This window comes from Streptomyces sp. NPDC051207, assembly GCF_040682395.1.
Taxonomy (GTDB): domain Bacteria; phylum Actinomycetota; class Actinomycetes; order Streptomycetales; family Streptomycetaceae; genus Streptomyces.
In genome coordinates, this window is record NZ_JBFBAX010000015.1 from 123,285 (window position 1) to 146,695 (window position 23,411).

At 71.1% G+C, this 23,411-nt stretch carries 20 protein-coding genes and 1 riboswitch; of the genes, 6 read left to right on the forward strand and 14 right to left on the reverse strand.

The window, feature by feature from the left end; genetic code table 11:
- The 8 genes from AB0M97_RS17110 to AB0M97_RS17145 all read right to left on the reverse strand — a co-directional run bounded on the left by AB0M97_RS17110 (window position 1) and on the right by AB0M97_RS17145 (window position 9,039).
- Window positions 1-1,242, reverse strand: a complete 1,242-nt coding sequence (locus AB0M97_RS17110; RefSeq protein ID WP_365961661.1) for a dipeptide ABC transporter ATP-binding protein — start codon at window positions 1,240-1,242, stop codon at window positions 1-3.
- On the reverse strand, window positions 1,239-2,336 hold the full coding sequence (locus AB0M97_RS17115) for an ABC transporter ATP-binding protein (protein ID WP_365961662.1): 1,098 nt from the start codon (window positions 2,334-2,336) through the stop codon (window positions 1,239-1,241). Before AB0M97_RS17115 ends, AB0M97_RS17110 begins: the two co-directional genes overlap by 4 nt.
- A complete protein-coding gene (locus AB0M97_RS17120) occupies window positions 2,333-3,331 on the reverse strand; it encodes an ABC transporter permease (protein WP_365961663.1) in 999 nt (332 codons plus the stop codon). The genes AB0M97_RS17115 and AB0M97_RS17120 overlap by 4 nt, the downstream gene beginning before the upstream one ends.
- Window positions 3,332-3,444: 113 nt before the next feature.
- Window positions 3,445-5,223, reverse strand: coding sequence for an ABC transporter substrate-binding protein (locus AB0M97_RS17125; protein WP_365961664.1), 1,779 nt, complete (start codon window positions 5,221-5,223; stop codon window positions 3,445-3,447).
- A gap of 70 nt (window positions 5,224-5,293) precedes the next feature.
- Window positions 5,294-6,301 carry an ABC transporter permease gene (locus AB0M97_RS17130; protein ID WP_365961665.1) on the reverse strand — a complete coding sequence of 336 codons (1,008 nt, stop codon included), beginning with the start codon at window positions 6,299-6,301 and terminating at the stop codon, window positions 5,294-5,296.
- A 323-nt stretch (window positions 6,302-6,624) separates the two neighbouring features.
- Window positions 6,625-7,422: an enhanced serine sensitivity protein SseB C-terminal domain-containing protein gene (locus AB0M97_RS17135; RefSeq protein ID WP_365961666.1), complete on the reverse strand. Its 798-nt coding sequence runs from the start codon at window positions 7,420-7,422 to the stop codon at window positions 6,625-6,627.
- 89 nt (window positions 7,423-7,511) lie between these two features.
- Window positions 7,512-8,303, reverse strand: a complete 792-nt coding sequence (locus AB0M97_RS17140) for an enhanced serine sensitivity protein SseB (RefSeq protein ID WP_365961667.1) — start codon at window positions 8,301-8,303, stop codon at window positions 7,512-7,514.
- A gap of 67 nt (window positions 8,304-8,370) precedes the next feature.
- Entirely contained in the window at window positions 8,371-9,039 is a 669-nt protein-coding gene (locus AB0M97_RS17145) for an AAA family ATPase (RefSeq protein WP_365961668.1), read from the reverse strand.
- A 180-nt stretch (window positions 9,040-9,219) separates the two neighbouring features.
- Window positions 9,220-9,315: riboswitch (glycine riboswitch) on the forward strand.
- A 192-nt stretch (window positions 9,316-9,507) separates the two neighbouring features.
- Between AB0M97_RS17145 and gcvT the strand changes: the two genes are divergently transcribed.
- From gcvT to AB0M97_RS17170, 5 genes are all read left to right on the forward strand, one after another.
- Complete coding sequence (gene gcvT / locus AB0M97_RS17150; RefSeq protein ID WP_365961669.1) at window positions 9,508-10,626, forward strand: glycine cleavage system aminomethyltransferase GcvT; 1,119 nt, start codon at window positions 9,508-9,510, stop codon at window positions 10,624-10,626.
- Between the two features lie 130 nt (window positions 10,627-10,756).
- Window positions 10,757-11,134 carry a glycine cleavage system protein GcvH gene (gene gcvH / locus AB0M97_RS17155; protein ID WP_365961670.1) on the forward strand — a complete coding sequence of 126 codons (378 nt, stop codon included), beginning with the start codon at window positions 10,757-10,759 and terminating at the stop codon, window positions 11,132-11,134.
- A gap of 15 nt (window positions 11,135-11,149) precedes the next feature.
- Entirely contained in the window at window positions 11,150-12,412 is a 1,263-nt protein-coding gene (gene glyA, locus AB0M97_RS17160; RefSeq protein ID WP_365961671.1) for a serine hydroxymethyltransferase, read from the forward strand.
- Between the two features lie 74 nt (window positions 12,413-12,486).
- The gene (locus AB0M97_RS17165; protein WP_365961672.1) at window positions 12,487-13,854 is read left to right on the forward strand and encodes an L-serine ammonia-lyase; all 1,368 of its coding nucleotides are present in this window, start codon (window positions 12,487-12,489) and stop codon (window positions 13,852-13,854) included.
- 223 nt (window positions 13,855-14,077) lie between these two features.
- Window positions 14,078-14,635 (forward strand): glycoside hydrolase family 25 protein, encoded by a 558-nt coding sequence (locus tag AB0M97_RS17170; protein ID WP_365961673.1) that lies wholly within the window; start codon window positions 14,078-14,080, stop codon window positions 14,633-14,635.
- Between the two features lie 77 nt (window positions 14,636-14,712).
- Here the strand turns inward: AB0M97_RS17170 and AB0M97_RS17175 are convergent, their stop codons facing one another.
- The 6 genes from AB0M97_RS17175 to AB0M97_RS17200 all read right to left on the reverse strand — a co-directional run bounded on the left by AB0M97_RS17175 (window position 14,713) and on the right by AB0M97_RS17200 (window position 20,659).
- Entirely contained in the window at window positions 14,713-14,925 is a 213-nt protein-coding gene (locus AB0M97_RS17175) for an EF-hand domain-containing protein (RefSeq protein WP_365961674.1), read from the reverse strand.
- 105 nt (window positions 14,926-15,030) lie between these two features.
- The gene (locus tag AB0M97_RS17180; RefSeq protein ID WP_365961690.1) at window positions 15,031-16,179 is read right to left on the reverse strand and encodes a YncE family protein; all 1,149 of its coding nucleotides are present in this window, start codon (window positions 16,177-16,179) and stop codon (window positions 15,031-15,033) included.
- 189 nt (window positions 16,180-16,368) lie between these two features.
- Entirely contained in the window at window positions 16,369-16,872 is a 504-nt protein-coding gene (locus tag AB0M97_RS17185) for an ATP-binding protein (protein ID WP_365961675.1), read from the reverse strand.
- Window positions 16,873-17,174: 302 nt separating this feature from the next.
- Window positions 17,175-17,942, reverse strand: coding sequence for an enoyl-CoA hydratase-related protein (locus AB0M97_RS17190; protein WP_365961676.1), 768 nt, complete (start codon window positions 17,940-17,942; stop codon window positions 17,175-17,177).
- A 77-nt stretch (window positions 17,943-18,019) separates the two neighbouring features.
- Window positions 18,020-19,273, reverse strand: coding sequence for an Ig-like domain-containing protein (locus AB0M97_RS17195; protein ID WP_365961677.1), 1,254 nt, complete (start codon window positions 19,271-19,273; stop codon window positions 18,020-18,022).
- A 156-nt stretch (window positions 19,274-19,429) separates the two neighbouring features.
- Window positions 19,430-20,659, reverse strand: coding sequence for an Ig-like domain-containing protein (locus tag AB0M97_RS17200; RefSeq protein ID WP_365961678.1), 1,230 nt, complete (start codon window positions 20,657-20,659; stop codon window positions 19,430-19,432).
- A 163-nt stretch (window positions 20,660-20,822) separates the two neighbouring features.
- Here AB0M97_RS17200 and glgX point away from each other — a divergent pair, with 163 nt between their 5' ends.
- On the forward strand, window positions 20,823-23,102 hold the full coding sequence (gene glgX / locus AB0M97_RS17205) for a glycogen debranching protein GlgX (RefSeq protein ID WP_365961679.1): 2,280 nt from the start codon (window positions 20,823-20,825) through the stop codon (window positions 23,100-23,102).
- Window positions 23,103-23,411: the final 309 nt, after the last annotated feature.

Here is a 23,411-nt window from a genome sequence, read left to right on the forward strand (position 1 = left end):
CTACTCCTTGGAGGGAGCGTCCCCGGAAGCGTTCCGCCCGTCGGCGGACGGGCCCTCGGAGGAGACCTCCTTGGCCACCGCCGCCGACGTCTGCGCCGACTCCTCCAGCACCGCGTCGCCCACCAGCGCGCCGGCCTCCTTCGCGGCCGACAGCAGCACCGTGTCGCCCGGGGCCTGGTCCGCGAAGTTCTCCGGGTGGTGGCAGGCGACCCGCTGGCCCGGCCGCAGCTCCAGCAGCGGCGGCTCCGTCGTGCGGCAGATCTCCGTCGCCTTCCAGCACCGGGTGTGGAAGCGGCAGCCGCTCGGCGGGGAGATCGGCGAGGGCACGTCGCCCTTGAGCAGGATGCGCTCGCTCTTGCCCGCCTTGCGCCGCGGGTCCGGGATCGGCACCGCCGACATCAGCGCCTTGGTGTACGGGTGCATCGGCGCCTTGTAGAGCGAGTCGCGGTCGGCCAGCTCGACGATCTTGCCGAGGTACATCACCGCGATGCGGTCCGAGACGTGCCGGACGACGGACAGGTCGTGCGCGATGATCACGTACGTCAGGCCGAGTTCCTGCTGGAGGTCGTCCAGCAGGTTCACCACCTGCGCCTGGATCGACACGTCCAGGGCCGACACCGGCTCGTCCGCCACGACCAGCTTCGGGTTGAGCGCCAGCGCGCGGGCGATGCCGATGCGCTGGCGCTGGCCTCCGGAGAACTCGTGCGGATAGCGGTTGTAGTGCTCGGGGTTGAGCCCCACGACCGACAGCAGCCGCTGCACTTCCTTCTTGACGCCGCCCTCGGGCGCGACGCCCTGGAGCTTGAAGGGGGCGCCGACGATGGTGCCGATGGTGTGCCGGGGGTTCAGCGACGAGTACGGGTCCTGGAAGATCATCTGCACGTCGCGGCGCAGCGGGCGCATCCCGCTCACACCCAGGTGCGTGATGTCCTTGCCCTCGAACTCCACCGTGCCGGCGGTCGGTTCGAGCAGCCGGGTGATCAGCCGGCCCATCGTCGACTTGCCGCAGCCCGACTCGCCCACGACGCCCAGGGTCTCGCCGGAGCGGACCTCGAAGTCGATGCCGTCGACCGCGCGGACCGCGCCGACCTGCCGCTGGAGCAGGCCCTTGCGGATCGGGAAGTGCTTCTGGAGGCCGGTCACCCTCAGCAGGACCTCGCCGGGGGCGGCGCCCTCGGCGAGGGTCGCGCCGCCGCTCGTCGCGGGGGTGGTCACGTCGGTGTCCTTGGAGTTCTCGCTCACAGCTTCGGCGCAATCTCTTCGGTCCAGATACGCTCCCGCTGCTCCCTGCTCATGTGGCAGGCGGCCCAGTGACGGCTGCCGACCTCGGCGAGCTCCGGACGGACCGTGCGGGTGACGTCGTCCTTCGGGACGTCCGCGTAGGGGCACCGCGGGTTGAAGGCGCAGCCCGACGGGATGTTGATGAGCGAGGGCGGGGAGCCCTTGACCGGGATGAGCCGCTCCTGCTGCTCGCGGTCCAGCCGCGGCATCGAGCCGAGCAGTCCCCAGGTGTAGGGGTGGCGCGGCTCGTAGAAGACCTGCTCCGCCGGGCCCCGCTCGACGCAGCGTCCGCCGTACATCACCAGGATGTCGTCGGCCAGTTCGGCGACGACGCCCAGGTCGTGGGTGATGATGATGACCGCGGAGCCGAACTCCTTCTGCAGGTCGCGGATCAGGTCGAGGATCTGCGCCTGGACCGTGACGTCCAGGGCGGTGGTCGGCTCGTCCGCGATGAGCAGTTCGGGGTTGTTCACCAGCGACATGGCGATCATCGCGCGCTGGCGCATGCCGCCGGAGAACTCGTGCGGGTAGCTGTCGACCCGCTTGTCCGGCTGCGGGATGCCGACCCGGTCGAGCATCTCGACCGCGCGCCGCTTGGCGGTCTTCTTGTCGACGTCGTGGTGGATGCGGTACGCCTCCACGATCTGCGCGCCGATCGTGTAGTACGGGTGCAGCGCGGACAGCGGGTCCTGGAAGATCATCGCCATCTCACGGCCGCGCAGCCGCCGCACGTGGTCCGGGTCGGCGGACAGCAGCTCGGTGCCGTCCAGCCAGATCTCGCCGCAGATCTGCGCCTTGCGCTTGCCGTACTGGCCGGCGGTGTGCAGGCCCATGATGCCGAGCGAGGTCACCGACTTGCCGGAGCCGGACTCGCCCACGATGCCGAGGGTCTTGCCCTTGTCCAGCTGGAAGCTGAGCCCGTCGACGGACTTGACCAGGCCGTCGTCGGTCGGGAAGTGCACCTTGAGGTCGCGCACCTCGAGGAAGGCGCTGGGCGCCCGCGAGGTGCCGGTGGGCTCGCCCATGGCCGCTCCGGTCTTGCTGAGTTCGGTCATGTGAGCCTCACTCGGGGGTCGATCACGGCGTACAGGATGTCCACCACGAGGTTGGCGACGAGCACGGCGAGGGAGGTGATCAGGGTGACGCCCAGGATGAAGGGCAGGTCCTGGTTCTTGATCGCGTCCAGCACCTTCTGGCCGAGGCCGGGGAGGCTGAACGTGGTCTCGGTCAGGATCGCCCCGCCCATGAGGGCGCCGATGTCCATGCCGAGCATGGTCAGGATCGGCGTCATCGTGGAGCGCATCGCGTGCTTGCGGATGACGACCTGCTCGCGCAGGCCCTTGGCGCGGGCCGTGCGGATGTAGTCCTCGCCGAGGATCTCCAGCATGGTGGCCCGGGTGATCCGGGCGTACATCGCCGCGTACAGGAACGCCAGGGTGACCCACGGCAGGATCATGCCGCCGAGCCAGCCGGTGAGGCTGTCCTCCATCGGCACGTACTCGCCGTCGATCCAGCCCAGTCCGTAGCTGAAGATCGCCAGGCTGAGCAGACCGGTGAAGTAGATGGGGAGGGAGACGCCCGCCAGGGCAACGACCATCGCGCTGCGGTCCCAGACGCTGCCCCGCTTGAGCGCGGAGAGCACGCCCGCCGCCACGCCCATGATCAGCCACAGCAGGGCGGCACCGAGCGCGAGTCCCAGGGTCACCGGGAAGCGGTCGGTCAGCACCGGCCAGACGGCCTGTTCGCTGCGGAAGGAGTACCCGAAGCACGGCGCGGCGCACTCGGTGACGTCGCCGCCGGCCGCGTAGGTGCGGCCCACGAAGATGCCCTTGAAGAACTCCCAGACCTGGACGAGGACGGGGTCGCTCAGGCCCAGCTTCTGCCGCACCGCCTCGACGGCGGCCGGGTCGGCCTGCTTGCCCACGAAGCTCGTGGCCAGGTCGACTCCCGCCCACTTGGGGACGAGGAAGAAGATGCTGAAGACCACCAGGATGATGACCACCAGCATCACTGCGGCGGCGAACAGCCGCCTGATGAGGTAAGCGAGCACAGCTCTCGGCCCGGCGGCGGACCGGGGCCACCAGAGGTTCTCTGGTGGCCCACGGTCACACCGCCCCGGCCTTCACCTGCCTTTCGTGCCGTGTGGCGGGTGTGCCGGCCGGGTTACTTCTTGACGCTCAGGTTCACGAAGTCGTACTGCCCGTTGTAGGCGTCGGTCGTGTAGACGTTCGCCAGGTCGGACGAGCGCCAGTTGATGAACTTCTCGAAGGTGAAGGGCATGTAGTAGGCGCCCTCCATGACCTTGTGGTTGATCTGCTTCGAGATGTCGGCCTTCTTCGCCTCGTCGAGCTCCTTGACGTAGTCGTCGAAGAGCTTGTCGATCGCCTTGTCCTTGATCAGGGCGAAGTTGTTGTTGCCGCTCTCGAGGATGTACTTGCTGCTCCACAGCGGCAGACCGAAGCCCTGGACGGTGGCGAAGTCCGGGCCCCAGCCCATGATGATGATGCCGTAGCCCTTCTTCTTCACGTTCGAGGGGCTGCCGATGATGCCGGAGGTCTGCGAGCCGTCGTACTGGTCGATCTCCGCCTGGATGCCGACCTTCTTCAGGGACGCCTGCATCGACTCCGCGGTGGCCACCTCGACCGGCTTGTTGTTGCGGACCGCGATGCGGGTCTTGAAGCCGTTGGGCTGACCGCAGGCCTTGAGCTCTTCCTTGGCCTTGGCGATGTTGCCCTTCTTGTTGGCACCCGCCATCTCGTACGGGTCGTACTTCTGGCCCTCGGAGCCCGGCACCGACGGCGGCAGCATGTTGGTGCCGATGTCACCGCCGGCGATGGGGCCGCCGCGCGCGTTCTGCAGCGACACGTGGTCGGCGCCGTAGATGACGGCCTTGCGGCAGTGGATGTTGTCGAACGGCTTCACGCTCTGCGGGAAGACCGCGTACCGGATGTAGCCGCTGACCGGGTTGTCCAGGTTGCCCTTGTGCTTCTTCAGGGCGGTGGTGCGGCCCTGCGGCGACATGCCGGTCTGGTTGATGTCCAGGTGGTAGTCGCCGTTGATCAGGCGCTGGTCCATGTCGTTGGCGTTGGTGAAGAACCGGACGCTGATCTTGTCCGGGTACGCCTTGCGGATCGGGTCCGACTCCTTCTTCCACTCCGTGTTGCGGACGAGGACGAGGGACTTGCCCGGGGAGTACGACTGGAACTTGTACGGGCCGCTGGAGAACGGCCGCAGCGCGTACTTCGACTTGGTGTCCTTGTCCTGGCGGACCGGGGACGCCGACGGCATCGCGAGCATCTCGGGGAAGTCGCTGTTGGCCGCGGGAAGCTTGAAGACGATGGTCTTCTCGTCCGGCGTCTCGATGGCCTTCAGGCCGAGCTTGTCGGGGGACTTGTCCTTGTACGGGCCCTGGTACTCGCCCTTCGGGTCCAGGATGTCCTTCAGGTAGACGGGACCGCCGGACAGCACGTCCTGCGCCCACTGGCGCTGGATGCCGTACTTCACGTCCTGGGACGTGATCGGCTTGCCGTCCTCCCAGGTGATGCCGTCACGCAGGGTGAAGGTGTAGGTCTTGCCGTCCTCCGAGACCTTGCCCGAGTCGGTGGCGAGGTCCGGCGTCAGTTCGGCGCCCGTCTTGCCCGGCTCCGTCTTGAAGCTCAGCAGCTGACGGCTGTAGAAGCGCATGAAGTTCCAGGCGAAGCCGTAGTAACCGCGCGTGGTGTCCCACGAGTCGGCGTCCTGGGCTCCGGCGAACTTCAGCTCGCCGCCCTTGGTGGTGGACGCGTTGGCCAGCTTGTTGTTGGCCGCGTTGAAGCCGGCCGCCTTGTTGCCGCCCTCGCCGCCGCCGTCGCCGCCGCACGCCGCCGTGGCCATCAGCGCGGCGACCACGGCGGCAGCGGCCACGGCCTGCTTGCGCCGCCCTGAGGTGCGTTGGGTAGTCACGATCTCGGATCCTCCGGTTGTGATGAGAGGTCCCGTGCCAGATGCCACGGGCCGCTAGGGGTACGGCAGTTCAGCGGGAGCCCTTCGGGTCGAGCGCGTCACGCACGCCGTCGCCGAAGAGGTTGAAGGCAAGAACGGTGATGAAGATCGCCACGCCCGGGATCACCATGTACATGGGGTCCGAGTCGTAGTAGTCGATCGCGCTCGAGAGCATCTGGCCCCAGGAGGCCGTGGGCGGCTTGACGCCCACGCCCAGGAAGCTGAGTGCCGCTTCGGTGAGGATGTTGGTGGGGATCATCATCGTCGTGTAGACGATGATCGGCGCGACCAGGTTGGGCAGCAGTTCCCTGAAGAGGATGTAGAACCGCCCCGCGCCCAGCGACCGGGCCGCCTCGACGTACTCCCGTTCGCGCAGGGAGAGCGTCTGGCCGCGCACCACGCGTCCGATGTAGGGCCAGCCGAAGAAGCCGATGACGAGGATCATCACGAACAGGCGCACGCCCGTCCCCGTCAGTCCCAGCATCTCGTTCGGCATGACGGAGACCAGCGCGATGATGAACAGCAGCTGGGGGAAGGCCAGCAGACCGTCCATCACCCTGCTGATCGCGGCGTCGACCCACCCGCCGAAGAACCCGGCGAGGATGCCCAGCACGGTCCCGATGACCACCGCCACCAGCGCCGACAGGAAACCGACGAGCAGTGAGATCCGCGCGCCGTAGACGATGCGGGCGAAGATGTCGCGGCCGTTGACCGGTTCGACGCCCAGCAGGTGCTCACTGCTGATGCCGCCCCAGGAGCCCGTCGGGGTGCCGAACAGCGGGTCAATGAGGTCCTCGTGGTGCGACTCGGGATCCTGCCCGACCAGGCTCGTGATCACCGGCGCGAACAGCGCGACAGCGACCAGGAACAGCACGACGACGCTTCCCGCGAGGGCCAGTTTGTCCCGTTTCAGGCGCTCCCAGGCGATCCGGCCCAAGGAGCGTCCCTGCACGGCCTTCGCGCCGGAGCTGACTACCGCCGCTTCTTCGGCCGCACTCGGGGCCGCTTCCGCGGTCGGCTCGTGCAATGGTGCCGTCATCTGGCAGGGACCCCTCTCAACCGGCGGGTGGCCGGCCCGCACTTGCCGCTGTGGCGGCGATTCAGTCCGTCGTACGCAGGCGTACACAGGGGTGAACACCCCTGGTGCGGGAGTCTTCAACGCTTCGGCGTTTCGTTGCCAGACTTGACGGAGAATGGATGCGCAACCGTGATGCTGACTGGGAAATTCCGTTATCCGAACAGCTCATCGCGGCTCTCGGACGCACGCGAGTCGGACCATTCGGCCCAGTCCGGGACCTACCGCCCTTCTCTACGCGCGGAGAGTCGCCCCGGCCGAGCCCGCCCGTCCGTCATGCGGAGGGGTCAGTACCGGCCCTGCGCCGGGGGGAATCCGTACCCCGCCGCGGGCGCCTGGGCGGGGCCCGCGTGCGCCTCGCGGTCGTAGAACGGCCGGGCGTTCGCGCGCAGCCACATCGCCACCGGGTCGTGCTCGTCGGACAGCGCGACCGTCGACACCGGCAGGCCCTCCGGGACCGCGCCGATCGACTGCCGCATCATCGCGCGCACCGATTCCACGGCCGGCGGGCTGGTGTCGTACACGTCGAGACCGATGGCGAGGTACGGCGCGCCCAGCGCCGGCTGCACCCAGGCGCGGCGCAGCGAGCGGACCGCCGGGGTGCGGTGGGCGTTCTGCGCGATCAGGGCGTAGAACTGCGGGATCTCGATGGCCGGTTCGGACAGCCGCAGGGGGCCCGCGGGCTGCCGGTCCAGGCCGGTGGCGATGCGGCGCAGGTCGAGCCAGGGGATGCCGACGCCGCCGCCCGGGGCGTGCGGGTTGAGCCAGAGGCCGTAGCGGTCCGGGTAGAGGGCGCGGGCCACCTCCAGGCCGTCGACCACCTCGTACGACCGGTTCCAGCCGCTGGCCGACAGCTCCTGGGCGGAGGTCACGCAGGGCGCGTAGCCGTGGCCGTCGACCTCCATGCCGGCGTACTGGGCGTCCGGGGAGCCGGCCCGGCCTTGCCACAGCAGCATCCAGACCTGCCCGGAGGAGGGGGTGGCGAGCGCGCGGAGCAGCGCCTCGTAGGCGTCGTAGCGCCCGGGCGTCACCTGGCGCAGCATGTGCTCGACCTGTCCGGCCGCGGCTGTGCCGCTCGCGCTCACGTTGTGCCCCTTCGGGAAAGTGCCGTCGGTTAGGAGACCAGATTAAGTGCGGCGGGAGCCGGTGCGGGAGTTCGGTGCCCGGCCCGCGCCTACATCGGCTGCTGGTAGAACGGCTTGACCCTCTCACGCATCCAGTCCCCCACCGGGTCCTGCGCCACGTCCAGCAGGACCAGGTTGACGGGCCATGTGACCGGGGACCTGCCGAGGGCGCGGGACAGGGCGTCCATGGGCAGGGCCCGCAGGTCGCCCTCGCAGTGGGTCAGCTCGACGCCGACGAACATGACCGGCTCGGCGGTCTCGATGGCGGCGAGGCAGCGGCGGGCGGTGCGGACCACGCCGGTGCCCTCGAACTCGGCCGCGGCCGTGGACAGGAAGTCGACCGGGTCGTCCTGCCAGTCGGGCTCGAACAGGCGGACCCGGCCGCCGCTCGCGGGACCGTCCAGCGGGGTGCGCCCGGTCCGGCACAGCTCGGCGACCGCGGGCGGCGGCAGGGGTACGCCGACCACGCCGCCCGGGTTGACGGCTATGCCCGCCTGCGGGGGCAGGCCGCGCGCGAACTCCACGGCGGGCGCTATGGCGTACGACATGTGGGCGCCGACGACCTGGCGGAACTGTTCCTCGGAGCTGAACACCGGCACGTAGGCCTGGCCCTCGATCTCCAGCGTGGGCAGGTCCAGCGGGCCGCTGTGCGGGCCGCCGCCGCCCGGCAGCGGGACCCAGACGAAGCTGCGGCCGAGCACCTCGACGATCCGGCCGCCGGCCGAGGGGACGCCGAGGGAGGCCGAGAGCACCTCCTCCAGTTCGTTGCCGGGCCATCCACCGTGCGGGTGGGGGTGCGCCTGCGCCGGGAAGTCCGCGGAGTGTTCCGCCGGGAAGTCCATCTGCCTACCGCCTGACTGGTGCCACTGCTGTGGCGGAAAAGGCTATCGGGTGCCGGGCGCGGTCCGGTCAGCCCGTGAAGCCGATGCGGCGCAGCGCGTTCGCCGCGTCCCGGTCCACGAGGACCGCCGAGCCGCAGCCGGCCGGCAGATCGCCCTCGGTGATCGCGCGCCGCAGCCGGTCGGTGGCCGCGCGGTGCCTGCGGAAGGCGTAGCGGGAGACGCCCCGGCCGCGGTCGCGCTGACCGGCCAGCGCCTGCTGCGGGGTGACGTCGAGCAGCAGCAGGTGCAGCTTGCCGCCCCGGCGGCGGGCCTCGCGGGCCAGCCAGGCGCGCACCCAGGCCTGGGTGCCGCAGTCGTGCACGACGACGCCCTCGCCGGAGCGCAGCGCGCGCCACAGCCCGGCGTAGTGCGCGAGGCGGACCAGCGGGCGGTAGACGGCGTACGGCAGGAAGCCCGGCAGGCGGCGGTCCCAGCGGTCCCGGGTGTCCTGGGAGTCGACGCGCCGGCCGGGCACGGCGCGCCGCATCAGCGTGGACTTGCCGCTGCCGGGCAGGCCGGTGACGACGACGAGGTCGCGGGGGCCGAAGAGGAGGGCGCGGGGGCTGTGCCCGCCGCGGTCGCGCAGGTCGCGGACGACCGGTGCGGGCTGCGGGCCGCATGCTCCCCGGGCCGGGACAGCGGCCTGCTCGGGCAGCGCGATGCCCGATGTCGTGGCGTACGCCGAGGTCCTGTTCACCGTGATCGTCCCCCCTGGGGTCGGGTACGGAGTCCCGTTCCCGACGAGTGTAAAAAGAAGGTAATGCAGACGGTCCCGCTTTTTCGTTCACTTACTGCCACAAGCCGGTGACAAGTGCGGGCCTGTCGGCGAGCCGTCCGGGCGTGCAATGATGTGGCCGCCAACTGCATACCGGCCGTTTGAATCCGCGCGGGAGAGTCCCCGGCACTGCCCGGGGCGCCGAAGGAGCAAGTCCCTCCCTTGAATCTCTCAGGCCCCAGTTACCGCGCGGGCGAGGCACATCTGGAAAGCGGGCCGCCGTTCGGTGGCCCCACCCAAGGTGCAAGCCATGTCCATCCCTTTCCCGGGCCGGTCGTGGCGAACCTCTCAGGTTCCGATGACAGATGGGGAGGAACGACCTCGCCCTCCCCCACGCTCGCATCACGCTCGCGTGGGAGGTGCCCCATCGCCCTTGGAGACGACCGTCCGATGAGCAGTAACGAACCCCGCCGTACCGCGCTGGACGCCCTGCACCGCTCGCTCGGCGCGACCATGACCGACTTCGCCGGCTGGGACATGCCGCTGCGCTACGGCTCCGAGCGCGACGAGCACGTCGCCGTGCGCACCCGGGCCGGCCTGTTCGACCTCTCCCACATGGGCGAGATCACCGTCACCGGCCCGCAGGCCGCCGCGCTGCTGAACTACGCCCTGGTCGGCAACATCGCCTCCGTCGGCGTGGGCCGCGCCCGCTACACCATGATCTGCCGGGCCGACGGCGGCATCCTGGACGACCTGATCGTGTACCGGCTGGCCGAGACCGAGTACATGGTGGTGGCGAACGCCTCCAACGCCCAGGTGGTGCTGGACGCGCTGACCGAGCGCGCCGCGGGCTTCGACGCCGAGGTGCGCGACGACCGGGACGCCTACGCGCTGCTCGCCGTGCAGGGGCCCGAGTCCCCGGGGATCCTGGCGAGCCTCACGGACGCCGACCTGGACGGCCTGAAGTACTACGCGGGCCTGCCCGGCACCGTCGCGGGCGTTCCCGCGCTGATCGCGCGCACGGGCTACACCGGCGAGGACGGCTTCGAGCTGTTCGTGAAGCCGGAGCACGCCGTCGAGCTGTGGCAGGCGCTGACGAAGGCCGGCGAGAGCGTCGGCCTGGTGCCCTGCGGCCTGTCCTGCCGGGACACGCTGCGCCTGGAGGCCGGCATGCCGCTGTACGGGCACGAGCTGACGACCTCCCTGACGCCGTTCGACGCCGGGCTCGGCCGGGTGGTGAAGTTCGAGAAGGAGGGCGACTTCGTGGGGCGCGAGGCCCTGCGGGAGGCCGCCGACCGCGCCCGGGAGAACCCGCCGCGGGTCCTGGTCGGCCTGATCGCCGAGGGCCGCCGCGTGCCGCGCGCCGGGTACTCCGTGGTCGCGGGCGGCGAGGTGATCGGCGAGGTCACCTCCGGCGCCCCCTCGCCCACGCTGGGCAGGCCGATCGCGATGGCGTACGTCGACGCGGCGCACGCGGCGCCGGGCACCCCCGGCGTCGGCGTGGACATCCGCGGCAGTCATGAGCCCTACGAGGTCGTGGCTCTGCCGTTCTACAAGCGCCAGAAGTAGACACTGAAGCGCGGCTCGGGGCCCGGCACGCCTGCCGGGTGGGTCGCCGCGCCCCTTTACGCTGCTCAGCAGCGGTCCCAGCAGTCTCTCCATTCACCAGCACTCCCTCGCGTACAGGAGAATCCAGGCCATGAGCAACCCCCAGCAGCTGCGCTACAGCAAGGAGCACGAGTGGCTGTCGGCCGCCGAGGACGGCGTCTCGACGGTCGGCATCACGGAGCACGCGGCGAACGCGCTCGGCGATGTCGTCTTCGTCCAGCTCCCGGACGTCGGTGACACCGTGAGCGCCGGCGAGACCTGCGGCGAGCTGGAGTCGACGAAGTCGGTCTCCGACCTGTACTCCCCGGTCACCGGCGAGGTCACCGAGGTCAACGAGGACGTCGTCAACGACCCGTCGCTGGTGAACTCCGCGCCCTTCGAGGGCGGCTGGCTGTTCAAGGTGCGCGTCTCGGAGGAGCCGGCCGACCTGCTCTCCGCCGACGAGTACACCGCCTTTTCCGCCGGCTGAGAGGTTGTAGCACACATGTCGCTCCTGAACACGCCCCTGCACGAGCTCGACCCGGACGTGGCCGCCGCGGTCGACGCCGAGCTGGACCGCCAGCAGTCCACCCTGGAGATGATCGCCTCCGAGAACTTCGCGCCGGTCGCGGTCATGGAGGCGCAGGGCTCGGTCCTCACCAACAAGTACGCCGAGGGCTACCCGGGCCGCCGCTACTACGGCGGCTGCGAGCACGTCGACGTGGTCGAGCAGATCGCCATCGACCGCGTGAAGGCCCTCTTCGGCGCCGAGCACGCCAACGTGCAGCCGCACTCGGGCGCCCAGGCCAACGCCGCCGCGATGTTCGCGCTGCTCAAGCCCGGCGACACGATCATGGGCCTGAACCTCGCGCACGGCGGGCACCTGACCCACGGCATGAAGATCAACTTCTCCGGCAAGCTCTACGACGTCGTCGCCTACCACGTCGGCGACGACGGCCGCGTCGACATGGCCGAGGTCGAGCGCCTCGCCAAGGAGGCCAGGCCGAAGCTGATCGTGGCGGGCTGGTCGGCCTACCCGCGCCGGCTGGACTTCGCCGCGTTCCGCCGGATCGCCGACGAGGTCGGCGCGTACCTGATGGTCGACATGGCGCACTTCGCCGGTCTGGTCGCGGCCGGGCTGCACCCCAACCCGGTCCCGCACGCGCACGTGGTCACCACCACGACCCACAAGACGCTGGGCGGCCCGCGCGGCGGTGTGATCCTGTCCACGGCCGACCTCGCCAAGAAGATCAACTCGGCGGTCTTCCCCGGTCAGCAGGGCGGCCCGCTGGAGCACGTGGTCGCCGCCAAGGCCGTCGCGTTCAAGGTCGCCGCCTCCGAGGACTTCAAGGAGCGCCAGCGCCGTACCCTGGAAGGTGCCCGCATCCTCGCCGAGCGCCTGGTCGAGGACGACGTGCGGGCCGTGGGCGTGGACGTGCTGTCCGGCGGCACGGACGTGCACCTGGTCCTGGTGGACCTGCGCGACTCCGAGCTGGACGGCCGGCAGGCCGAGGACCGCCTCCACGAGATCGGCATCACCGTCAACCGCAACGCGATCCCGAACGACCCGCGCCCGCCGATGGTGACGTCCGGCCTGCGGATCGGCACGCCCGCCCTCGCCACCCGCGGCTTCACGGCCGAGGACTTCGCCGAGGTCGCGGACGTGATCGCCGAGGCGCTGAAGCCGTCCTGCGACGCGGAGGCGCTCAAGGGCCGCGTGAAGGCGCTGGCCGGCAAGCACCCGCTGTACCCCGGGCTGAACAAGTAGGCCCCCCGGGCACCGCACGCGGCGACACGTGCGGTGCCCGGCCCCCCGCACCACCCCCGCTGTAAGGAGTCCCCGTGGCCATCTCGGTCTTCGACCTGTTCTCGATCGGCATCGGTCCGTCGAGCTCCCACACGGTGGGCCCGATGCGGGCGGCGCGCATGTTCGCCCGCCGGCTGCGCAACGAGGACCTGCTGGGCTCCGTCGCCTCGGTCCGCGCCGAGCTGTACGGCTCGCTGGGCGCGACCGGACACGGCCACGGCACGCCCAAGGCGGTGCTGCTCGGCCTGGAGGGCGACTCGCCCCGCACGGTCGACGTGGAGACCGCCGACGAGCGGGTGGAGACGATCAGGTCCACCGGCCGGCTCCGCCTCCTCGGCGACCGCGAGATCGCCTTCTCGTACGACGACGACCTGGTCCTGCACCGCCGCAAGACGCTCCCCTACCACGCCAACGGCATGACCCTGTGGGCCCACGACGCCTCCGGGGCCGAGCTGCTGTCGAAGACGTACTACTCGGTGGGCGGCGGCTTCGTCGTGGACGAGGACGCGGTCGGCGCCGACCGGATCAAGCTGGACGACACGGTCCTGAAGTATCCCTTCCGTACGGGCGACGAGCTGCTGCGCCTGACCCGGGAGACGGGTTTGTCGATCTCCGCGCTGATGCTGGAGAACGAGCGGGCCTGGCGCACCGAGGAAGAGATCCACGACGGGCTGCTGGAGATCTGGCGGGTCATGCAGGCGTGCGTCAGGCGCGGCATGTCCCGCGAGGGCATCCTGCCCGGCGGCCTCAAGGTGCGCCGCCGCGCCGCGAACACCGCGCGCAAGCTGCGCTCCGAGGGCGACCCGAAGGCCCTCGCGATGGAGTGGATCACCCTGTACGCGATGGCCGTCAACGAGGAGAACGCGGCCGGCGGCCGGGTCGTGACCGCCCCGACGAACGGCGCGGCCGGCATCATCCCGGCGGTCCTGCACTACTACGTCAACTTCGTGCCCGGCGCCGACGAGGAGGGCGTGGTCCGCTTCCTGCTGGCGGCCGGCGCGATCGGCATGCTGTTCAAGGAGAACGCCTCCATCTCCGGCGCCGAGGTCGGCTGCCAGGGCGAGGTCGGCTCCGCCTGCTCGATGGCGGCGGGCGCGCTCGCCGAGGTGTTGGGCGGCTCCCCGGAGCAGGTGGAGAACGCCGCCGAGATCGGCATGGAGCACAACCTCGGCCTGACCTGCGACCCGGTCGGCGGCCTCGTCCAGATCCCGTGCATCGAGCGCAACGGCATGGCCGCGGTGAAGGCCGTGACCGCCGCCCGCATGGCGATGCGCGGTGACGGCTCCCACAAGGTGTCCCTGGACAAGGTCATCAAGACGATGAAGGAGACCGGCGCGGACATGTCGGTCAAGTACAAGGAGACGGCGCGGGGCGGGCTGGCGGTCAACATCATCGAGTGCTGACGGGACCGGCCGCACCGCAACCGCCGCGCCGCGCCCGTCACCGCTGCCCCGCCCCCTGCTGTGCAGCCCGTGCCGTGCGACCGGGAATCGTGCCGCCGTGGACCCGGCCGCCCGCCGTGGACCGAAGTGGACAACTTCGGCCGGACACGGATCAGTCGGGTCAGTGTGGGGCATACAACAATCCCGACTCCTCTCCCCACAGCGGCACTTCAAGGGGGTTCCCATGCTGCGCGGCATCGACGTGAGCGCCTACCAGCCCTCCTCCTACGACACCGACGGCCTGTCCTTCGTCTTCGTCAAGGCGACGGAGGGCCGCACCTACGTCAACCCCAGACTCGCGGCCCAGACGAAGACGGCCCGCGACGCCGGACTCGTCGTCGGCTTCTACCACTTCCTCTGGCCGGGCAACCTCACGGCCCAGGCCGAGTACTTCGTCAGCAAGGCCCCGGAAAGGGCGGGCGACATCCTCGCGGTCGACTGGGAGAGGACCAGCGAGGGCACGTACGCGAGCAACGCCGAGAAGGACCGCTTCATCAGGAAGCTGCGCGAACTGCGTCCGGCCAACCGGGTGATCCTGTACTGCAACCGGCACTTCTGGCTGAACATCGACACGACGTCGTACGCCGGTGACGCCCTCTGGATCGCCGACTACGTCACCGCGGGCAAGCCCCGCATCAAGGCCAGGTGGCGTTTCCACCAGTACACCGACGACCCGCTGGACAAGAACGTGGCCGATTTCGAGAGCCGGGCGGCCCTGCGGACGTGGGCGAGGCGGGACTGACGGGCCGGGCCGCAGAGGGGCGGGCATGCCGAAGGGGCGCCGGATGCCCGCGGGAAGCCGCGCCCCTTCGTGAGCGCCTACTTGTTCAGGTACGACCAGAACTCGTCGAACGACATGAGCTTGTCGCCGTTCAGGTCGCGGCTGTTGATGATCGCCTCGGCGACCGACTCGGTGACGTGCCAGTCGCCCTGCTGTGCCAGGGCGGTCTTGAACTCGGCGGCGGTGATCAGGCCGTCCCCGTCCAGGTCGATCCTGTCGAACTGCTTGCGCGCTTCCTCGATGTCGGCCACCGGCCCGCCCCTCATTCCGTGCTGTGATCCCGCGGATCATCCACTGTCGCCGGTCAGATTAACCGGCGATCACAGCACACCGGGGGCGGGGTCCGGCCCGGTGGGTCAGCGGAAGACGCCGGTGTGGCCGAGGGAGTAGCGGCCGGGCTGCGGGTAGACGGCGAGGCCGTGCGGTCCGCTGCCGACCTTGATGCGGGCGAGCTGGATGCCGGTGCGGGTGTCGATGGCGTACACCTCGGCGTCGTAGCGGCCGGAGAGCCACAGGACCTTGCCGTCGGCGGAGACGCCGCCCATGTCGGGACTGCCGCCGTCGGGCAGGGTCCACTTCTTGGTGAGCCTGCCCCGGGTGAAGTCGAAGACGGAGACGGTGCCCTCGCCGCGGTTGGAGATGTACATCTCGCGGGAGTCGCGGCTGACGTACAGGCCGTGGCAGCCCTTGCCGGTGGGCAGGAACCGCGGCTTGCCGAAGGTGTCGCCGTCCACGATCCACATGCCGTCGGCCATCATGTCGGCGATGTAGAACCTCTTGCCGTCGGGTGAGAGCTTGACGTCCTGCGGCATGGCGCCGTCGAACGGCAGCCTCTGCTGCCCGACGACCTTCATCTTCTCGGTGTCGACCTTGAGCAGTTCGCCGCTGAACTCGCAGGAGACGATGAAGTAGCGGCCGTCGAGCGAGAAGTCGGCGTGGTTGACGCCGTAGCAGCTGACCGGCACGGTCTTCTTCCGCTTCATGGTGTGCGGGTCGCGGAAGACGAGTTCGCGGTCGAGGGAGGCCATCACGACGGCGTACTTGCCGTTCGGCGTGAAGTAGAGGTTGTACGGGTCGTGCACCTCCACCGGCTTGCCCGCCCTGCCGGTCCTCGGGTCGACGGGGGTGAGGGTGTGGCCGCGGTTGTTGTTGACCCACAGGGTCTTCAGGTCCCAGCTCGGGACGACGTGCTGGGGCTGGCGGCCGACGCGCAGGGTGTCGACGACCTCGTACGTCTTCGGGTCGATGACGGTGACCGTGTCGGACTCGGTGTTCGGGACGTAGACGCGGGACGGGAAGTCCTTCACGACCGGGGACAGCTTGTTCGGGCGGTCGGCCGCGTACACGTCCTGCGGGTCGAGCACGGGCGGCATGCCGGGCAGGCCGTCGGTCTGCTTCTCCGGCGGGGCGGGTACGGCGGCGCCGGTGGCGCGGGCCTGCGCGGCCCGGTCCTCGGTGTCCGCGCCGCAGGCGGCGAGAGCGGCGAGCGCGGCGCCGGCGAGCAGGGCTCGGGTGAGGGGGAGGAGGGGGGCGAGGGTGGGGCGGGTCTTGCGGCGTGAGGTCGTGGTCACGCGCACCATTTAAGGGGCGTTGCGGGGGAAAACCGGTGATTCACCCGGTCGGCGGTCCGGGCGGGCGTCGGCGGTCCGCGCCGCCGGGACGCCCCGCAGCGCCCCGGAACACCCGCCGCGTCCTCACCGGTCGGCGACCCGCATCTCGAACCACGTCGTCTTGCCGCGCGGCAGCAGGTCCACGCCCCAGCGGTCGGACAGCTTGTCGACGAGGAACAGCCCCCGGCCGCTGACGTCCATCTCCTGCACCGGCATCAGGCAGGGCAGCCCCCGCGACGGGTCCCGCACCTCGAACCGCACCCAGCCGGGGCGGCGCTTCATGCGGAGGCCGAAGATCCGGGCGCCGGTGTGCCGTACGGCGTTGCCGACCAGCTCGGAGACGAGCAGGACGGCGCTCTCCGCCAGCTTCGGCGTGAGTCCCCACTGGCGCAGGACGGCGACCTGGGCGAGGCGGCGGGCGGTGCCGGCGGACTCGGGGAGGGACGGTAACAGCACCTCGCACTCCGCGGGGTTGCCGTACAGCTCCACCGCCCTCAGCGCGCGTTCGTCCTCGACCGCCGGCGACCAGCGCGCCGCGGTCGCACGTGCGTCTCCCCGCGGCTGATCCGTACCCTCCAGCCCCGCCATGCCCCCATGATGGCCGCCCGGCGGTGGCTCCGGGGCCGTTCCGGGGGAACGCGCACCCCGGAACGTCCCGGTTCGTGACGGCCGGGCGGCCTGCGCCGACGACGCTTCGATATCGGTGACATCCCGCCCGACCTGCGGCGACGGCTCGGTTGGAGGCAATCGACGGGCTCCCTCGGCGCGGCGGAGTTGAGGCGGGCTCAAGGCTGCCACAAACCGCCCCGACGGGGGACCCGGATCGGACACCGCGTCAATTGCACGGTCCATTGCACGCGGCGGAACGGCGGAGAAGCCTCAGAGAGACCTCAGAGGAACTTCGCCTTGCCGGGGCCCTCCTCGACGAAGCTGCGCATGCCGCGCTCGCGGTCCTCGGTGGCGAACAGGCCCGCGAACCAGCTCCGCTCCACGGCGAGCCCGGTCTCGATGTCCGTCTCCAGGCCCGTGTCGATGGACTCCTTCGCGGCGCGCAGCGCGACGGCCGGTCCCTGCGCCAGCTTCGCCGCCCAGGCGTGCGCCTCGGTGTACACGTCGGCGGCCGGGACGACGCGGTCCACGAGGCCCATGGTGAGCGCCTCGTCGGCCTTGACCATCCGGCCGGTGAAGATGAGGTCCTTGGCCTTGGACGGGCCGACCAGCCGGGCGAGGCGCTGGGTGCCGCCGGCGCCGGGGATCAGGCCGAGCAGGATCTCCGGCTGGCCGAGCTTGGCGTTGTCGGCGGCGATGCGGAAGTCCGCGCACAGCGCCAGCTCGCAGCCGCCGCCGAGGGCGTAGCCGGTGACGGCGGCGACGACCGGCTTGGGGATGCGGGCGACGGCGGTGAAGGAGTCCTGGAGGGCGCGGGCGCGCAGGACCATCGCGGTGTGGTCCATGGCCTGCATCTCCTTGATGTCCGCGCCGGCCGCGAACACCTTCTCGCCGCCGTAGACGACCACGGCGCGCACGTCGTCGCGGCGCGTGGCCTCCTCGGCGAGTTCCTTGAGCCGGTCCTGGGTGGCGATGTCCAGCGCGTTCATCGGCGGGCGGTCCAGGCGCAGCGTGCCGACGCCTTCGGCGACTTCGAGATTCACGGTCATGCAGGCAGGTTAACGGGCACTAACGGCGGCGGACCCGGTGCCGTAGCTCACACCGGGTCCGCCGTGGCAGGCAGGGCTCAGGCCTTCCACTTCTCCCAGGACATGTTCCAGCCGTTGAGGCCGTTGTCGGGGGCGACGGTCTTCTCGTCGGAGTTCTTGACGATCACGACGTCGCCGATCATCGAGCGGTTGAAGAACCAGGCGGCGGGCGTCTTCTTGTCCCAGCCGCCGCGCACGTCGCGCAGCCCGACGCAGCCGTGGCTGTCGTTGTAGTTGCCGAAGGCGTCGCCGCCCCAGTAGTTGCCGTGCAGGAAGGTGCCGGAGGTGGTCAGGCGCACGGCGTGCGGGACGTCCTTGATGTCGTACTCGCCGCCGTAGCCGACCGTGTCGCCGTTCATGCGGGTGACGGTGAGCTTCTCGCTGATGACCATCTGGCCGTTCCAGGTGTCGTAGCCGGGCTTTCCGGTGGTGACGGGGATGGTCTTGATCAGTTCACCGTCGCGGACGACCTTCATCTTCTTGGTCTTGACGTCGACGGTGGAGACCTGGCTGCGGCCGATGGTGAACTTCACGGTCTTGGCCTGCTCGCCGTACACGCCCGGGCGGCCTTCGACGCCGTTGAGGTTGAGCTTGACGGTGACCCTGGTGCCGGCCTTCCAGTACTTCTCCGGGCGGAAGTCGAGGCGGTCGTTGCCGAACCAGTGGCCGGCGACCTCGACGGCGGGTTCGGTGGTGACGGTGATGGCCTTCTCCACGTCCTCGGGCTCGGTGATGCCCCGGGTGAAGCGCACGGAGAACGGCATTCCGACTCCGACGGTGGAGCCGTCCTCCGGGGTGAAGTGGCCGATGAAGGTGTTCTGCGGCGTGAGGGTGGTGAAGCCGGACTCCGCGGCGGACGTGCGGCCCGCGGAGTCCTTGGCGACCGCGTGCACCGTGTACTTGGTGGAGGCGGCCAGGTGGGTGGACGGGGTCCAGGTGGCGCCGTCCCCGGACATCTTCCCGGCTATCGTGCCGCCGTCGGAGTCCTTGACCACGACCTCGGCCAGCTTGCCCCGGTCCGCGGTGACCTTCAGGGCGCCTTTGGTGTCGACGGACTTCGCGCCGTCCTTCGGGGCGATGGTGACGACCGCCTCGGACTGCCCGCTCTGCGCTGCCCCGGAGTCGCTGCCCCTGCCCTTGCCGTCCTCGCCGCCCGAGGCGGAACCCGAGCCGCCCGAGCCGCACGCGGTGGCGGCCAGCATCAGCACCCCGAGTATCAGCGCCAGTGCGCCCTGGCTCCGGTGCCGCGCCCGCGCGTCAACCGAAGCCCCCGGTATCGGTCGCACGTTCAATTGTTTCTCCCCTCACAGGGCCCCACCGAGGCCCACCCCCAAGCGCGTCCCGCGCCGTTTGGCGCATGTTAACCACATGGTCAGGGGGGTTGATGTGGTGAAACTGTCACTGTTCCGTACCGACTTCAACAGACCGGTGCGCCCGGCCGGAGTCGGCTACCGCAGCGCGCTGCCCGCCTTCCAGGCCCGCCAGTTCATGTTCCAGCCGCCCAGGCCGTTGTCCGGGGCGACCGTGCGGTCCCTGCTGTTGACCACCTCCACGACGTCCCCGACCAGGCTGCGGTCGAAGAACCAGCCGGCCGGGGTGTGCGCGCCGCCGCCCTTCACGTCGCGCAGTCCGACGCAGCCGTGGCTGACGTTGCGCCGTCCGAACACGGCGGGCGGCGCCCAGTAGTTGCCGTGCAGGAAGGTGCCGGATTCGGTCAGGCGCATGGCGTGCGGCACGTCCTTGATGTCGTACTCGCCGCCGAAGCCGACCGTGCGGCCGTCCATGCGGGTCACCTCGAGCATCTCCGTGACCACCATCTTCCCGTTGTACGTGGTGGTTGCCGGCGCCCCGGCCGTGACGGGCACGGTGGCCACGAGCGCGCCGTCGCGCCGGACCCGCATGGTGCGCCGGGCGGCGTCCACGACGGAGACCTGGCTGCGGCCGACGGTGAAGGCGAACGTCTCGTCCTGGACGCCGTAGACGCCGGGTGCGCCCTCCACGTCGCGCAGGCGCAGGCCGACGGTGACGCGGGTGCCGGGTCTCCAGTAGTGCTCGGGACGGAAGTCGAGGCGGTTCCTGCCGAACCAGTGGGCGCGGACGTCGACGGCGGGGCGGGCGGTGACGCGGACCGCGCGTTCGACGGCGGCGCGGTACGCGATCCTGCGGGTGAACCTCAGGGAGACGATCATGCCGGTGCCGACGGTGGCACGGCCGCCCGGGGTGACGTGCCCGGTGAAGCGTTCGACGGGGACGTGGGTGGTGAACGTGGCGTGCCGGGCCGAGCGGCGGCCGTGGCCGTCCAGGGCGACGACGTCGACGGTGTACCGGGCGGCGAGCGCCAGCCGGTCCTCGGCCGGCCGCCAGCGCCGGCCGTCGGCGGAGATCCGGCCGGGCACCGGGGTCCGCCGGGCGTCCCGGGACCTGACGACGACCCTCACCTTCGCCAGCCGCCCGCCCGCCACCCGCACCCGCAGCTTCGCGCCGGGCCGGACGCCGCGGCTGCCGTCGCCCGGCGTGATCCGGATGTGGTCCCCGGGTGCGGGCGGCCCGCCGGGAGCGCCGGGGCCGCCGGGGCTGTCACCCGTGCAGCCGGCGGCCCCGGCCAGCAGTCCCGCCCATGCCAGTACGGCGGCCAGTGCGGCCCTCGCGCGCCGCGCGCGCCCTTGTGCATGCCTCACATGGGGGCCCAACGATCAGCCCCGCCCCGGGGAAACGTGAGTGCGAGCCGTGCGGTGGGCAGACTGGGGTGAAGGACGACGCGAGGGGAGCCGGGGCGGCCCGGGGCCGGGGCGCCGCGGGCCCCGTCGTCGCGTCGTTCCGCGAGCCGTGGGAGGCGGACAGGTGTCCAGCGCAGCCGAGCAGGAGACGGTGGCCGAGGGGCCCGCCACCGGGGTGACCGAGGAGTCCGCCACCAGGGACGGGCGCCCCGCCGCCGTCGTGGTGAACGGCGTGCCGCGCCGCGCGCCGGGGACGGCCGCGTGGCCGGGTGCGCCGACGCCGCTGGGCGCCCGGTACCGGGTGGGCCCGGAGGGGGTGGCCGGCACCAACTTCGCCCTGTGGGCGGGCGGCGCCGAGGCGGTCGACCTGTGCCTGTTCGACGCGGACGGCGCGGAGACGCGGGTGCGGCTGACCGAGCTGACGCACGGGATATGGCACGGCTTCGTGCCGGACGTGCTGCCGGGCCGCCGGTACGGCTACCGGGTGCACGGCCGCTGGGACCCGTGGACGGGCGCCCGCTGGAACCCGGCGAAACTGCTCCTCGACCCGTACGCGCGCGCGGTGGACGGCGACTTCCGGCTGCCCGCGGAGGTGTACGGGCATGTGCGGGACTGGCCCGACCAGCACGTCGCCGACACCGTGCGCGACGGCCGTGACTCCGCGCCGTACGTCCCGAAGGGCGTCGTCGTCCATGACGACGACGACTGGTCGGACGACCGGCGGCCGAAGACGCCGTGGGCGGACTCGGTGATCTACGAGCTGCACGTGCGCGGCTTCACCATGCGTCACCCGGGCGTCCCCGAGGAACTGCGCGGCACCTACGCGGGTCTCGCGCACCCGGCGGCGATCGAGCATCTGACGAGGCTCGGTGTGACGGCGGTGGAGCTGCTGCCGGTGCACCAGTTCGCGCACGAGGACCATCTGCTGCGGCGGGGCCTGAGGAACTACTGGGGCTACAACTCGATCGGCTACTTCGCCCCGCACGCCGGGTACGCCGCCTCCGGTACGACGGGCCAGCAGGTCGGCGAGTTCAAGCGGATGGTGCGCGCGCTGCACGCGGCGGGCATCGAGGTGATCCTCGACGTGGTCTACAACCACACGGCGGAGGCGGGCGAGCTGGGGCCGACGCTGTCGATGAAGGGCATCGACAACCGCGGCTACTACCGGCTCCAGCCGGACGCGCGCCGCTACGCCGACTACACGGGCTGCGGGAACACCCTCCACGTGGTGCAGCCGCACGTGCTGCGCCTGATCACGGACTCGCTGCGCTACTGGGTGACCGAGATGGGCGTGGACGGCTTCCGCTTCGACCTGGCGGCGGCGCTCGCGCGGTCCATGCACGACGTGGACATGCTGTCGCCGTTCCTCGCGGTGATCGCCCAGGACCCGGTGCTGCGCCGGGTGAAGCTGATAGCCGAGCCGTGGGACATCGGCTCGGGCGGCTACCAGGTGGGCGCCTTCCCGCCGCTGTGGACGGAGTGGAACGACCGCTACCGCAACGCCGTGCGGGACTTCTGGCGCCACGCACTGCCGGACGTACGGGAGATGGGCTACCGCCTGTCGGGCTCCAGCGACCTGTACGCGTGGGGCGGGCGCCGCCCGTACGCCTCGGTCAACTTCGTCACCGCGCACGACGGTTTCACCCTGCGGGACCTGGTCTCCTACGAGCGCAAGCACAACGAGGCGAACGGCGAGGGCAACCGGGACGGCACCGACGACAACCGGTCCTGGAACTGCGGCGCCGAGGGCGAGACGGACGACGAGGCCGTCCGGGCGCTGCGCCGCCGCCAGCTGCGGAACCTGCTCACGACGCTGCTGTTGTCGACGGGCGTGCCGATGCTGGTCGCGGGCGACGAGATGGGCCGGACGCAGCGGGGCAACAACAACGCCTACTGCCAGGACAACGAGATCGGCTGGCTGGACTGGGGGCTGCTGGACGACCCCGGCTGGCGTGCCCTGTTCGATCTCGCCGCCCGCCTGATCGCCCTGCGCCACCGGCATCCGGTGCTGCGCCGCCGGGCGTTCTTCTCGGGCCGGCCGCACTCCGCGGACGGGCTGCGGGACCTGGCCTGGTTCACCTCGCGCGGCACGGAGATGACGGAACGGGACTGGTACGCGCCCGCGGCCACGCTCGGCATGTACCTGTCCGGGCGGGACATACCGGGCCGGGACGAGCGGGGCGACCCCGTCGTGGACGACAGCTTCCTCGCCGTGCTGCACGCCGGGGAGACCCCGGTGGACTTCGTGCTGCCGGGTCCGCCGTGGGCGCAGCGGTACGAGGTGGTCGTGGACACCTCGCGCGAGGAGCAGTCCGGCGAACCGGGCACCACGCACCCGGGGGGCACGGAGATCACGGTGCCGGGGCGGACGGTGCTGCTGTTGCGGGTGCAGGCGCAGGGCTGAGGGCGGGACGGGTCGCGGCCTGACCGTGGGGTGGGGGGACGTGGGGTCGGGCGGGGAGGCCGAGCCGCGGGGTGGGCCTCGGGCCGGACAGTGGGCCTGAGTTCGGAGCGGGCGGCCGGGGGGCCGGGCCGCGAGGCCAGGAGGCCGGGCCGGGAAGCCGGACTGCGAGGGCAGGAGCCGGGAGCCGGGCCGCGAGGCCAGGAGGCCGGGCCGCGAGGCCAGGAGCCGGGCCGCGAGGCCAGGAGCCGGGCCGCGAGGCCAGGAGCCGGGCCGCGAGGGCTGGCGGTGGGTGGGCCGAAACTCGGTGGG

Excerpts from the sequence above, each read along its gene's own strand:
- AB0M97_RS17115 (WP_365961662.1), bottom strand. The coding sequence starts at position 2,336 with ATGACCGAACTCAGCAAGACCGGAGCGGCCATGGGCGAGCCCACCGGC.
- AB0M97_RS17130 (WP_365961665.1), bottom strand. The coding sequence starts at position 6,301 with ATGACGGCACCATTGCACGAGCCGACCGCGGAAGCGGCCCCGAGTGCG.
- AB0M97_RS17140 (WP_365961667.1), bottom strand. The coding sequence starts at position 8,303 with ATGGACTTCCCGGCGGAACACTCCGCGGACTTCCCGGCGCAGGCGCAC.
- gcvT (WP_365961669.1), top strand. The coding sequence starts at position 9,508 with ATGAGCAGTAACGAACCCCGCCGTACCGCGCTGGACGCCCTGCACCGC.
- gcvH (WP_365961670.1), top strand. The coding sequence starts at position 10,757 with ATGAGCAACCCCCAGCAGCTGCGCTACAGCAAGGAGCACGAGTGGCTG.
- glyA (WP_365961671.1), top strand. The coding sequence starts at position 11,150 with ATGTCGCTCCTGAACACGCCCCTGCACGAGCTCGACCCGGACGTGGCC.
- AB0M97_RS17170 (WP_365961673.1), top strand. The coding sequence starts at position 14,078 with ATGCTGCGCGGCATCGACGTGAGCGCCTACCAGCCCTCCTCCTACGAC.
- AB0M97_RS17185 (WP_365961675.1), bottom strand. The coding sequence starts at position 16,872 with ATGGCGGGGCTGGAGGGTACGGATCAGCCGCGGGGAGACGCACGTGCG.
- AB0M97_RS17190 (WP_365961676.1), bottom strand. The coding sequence starts at position 17,942 with ATGACCGTGAATCTCGAAGTCGCCGAAGGCGTCGGCACGCTGCGCCTG.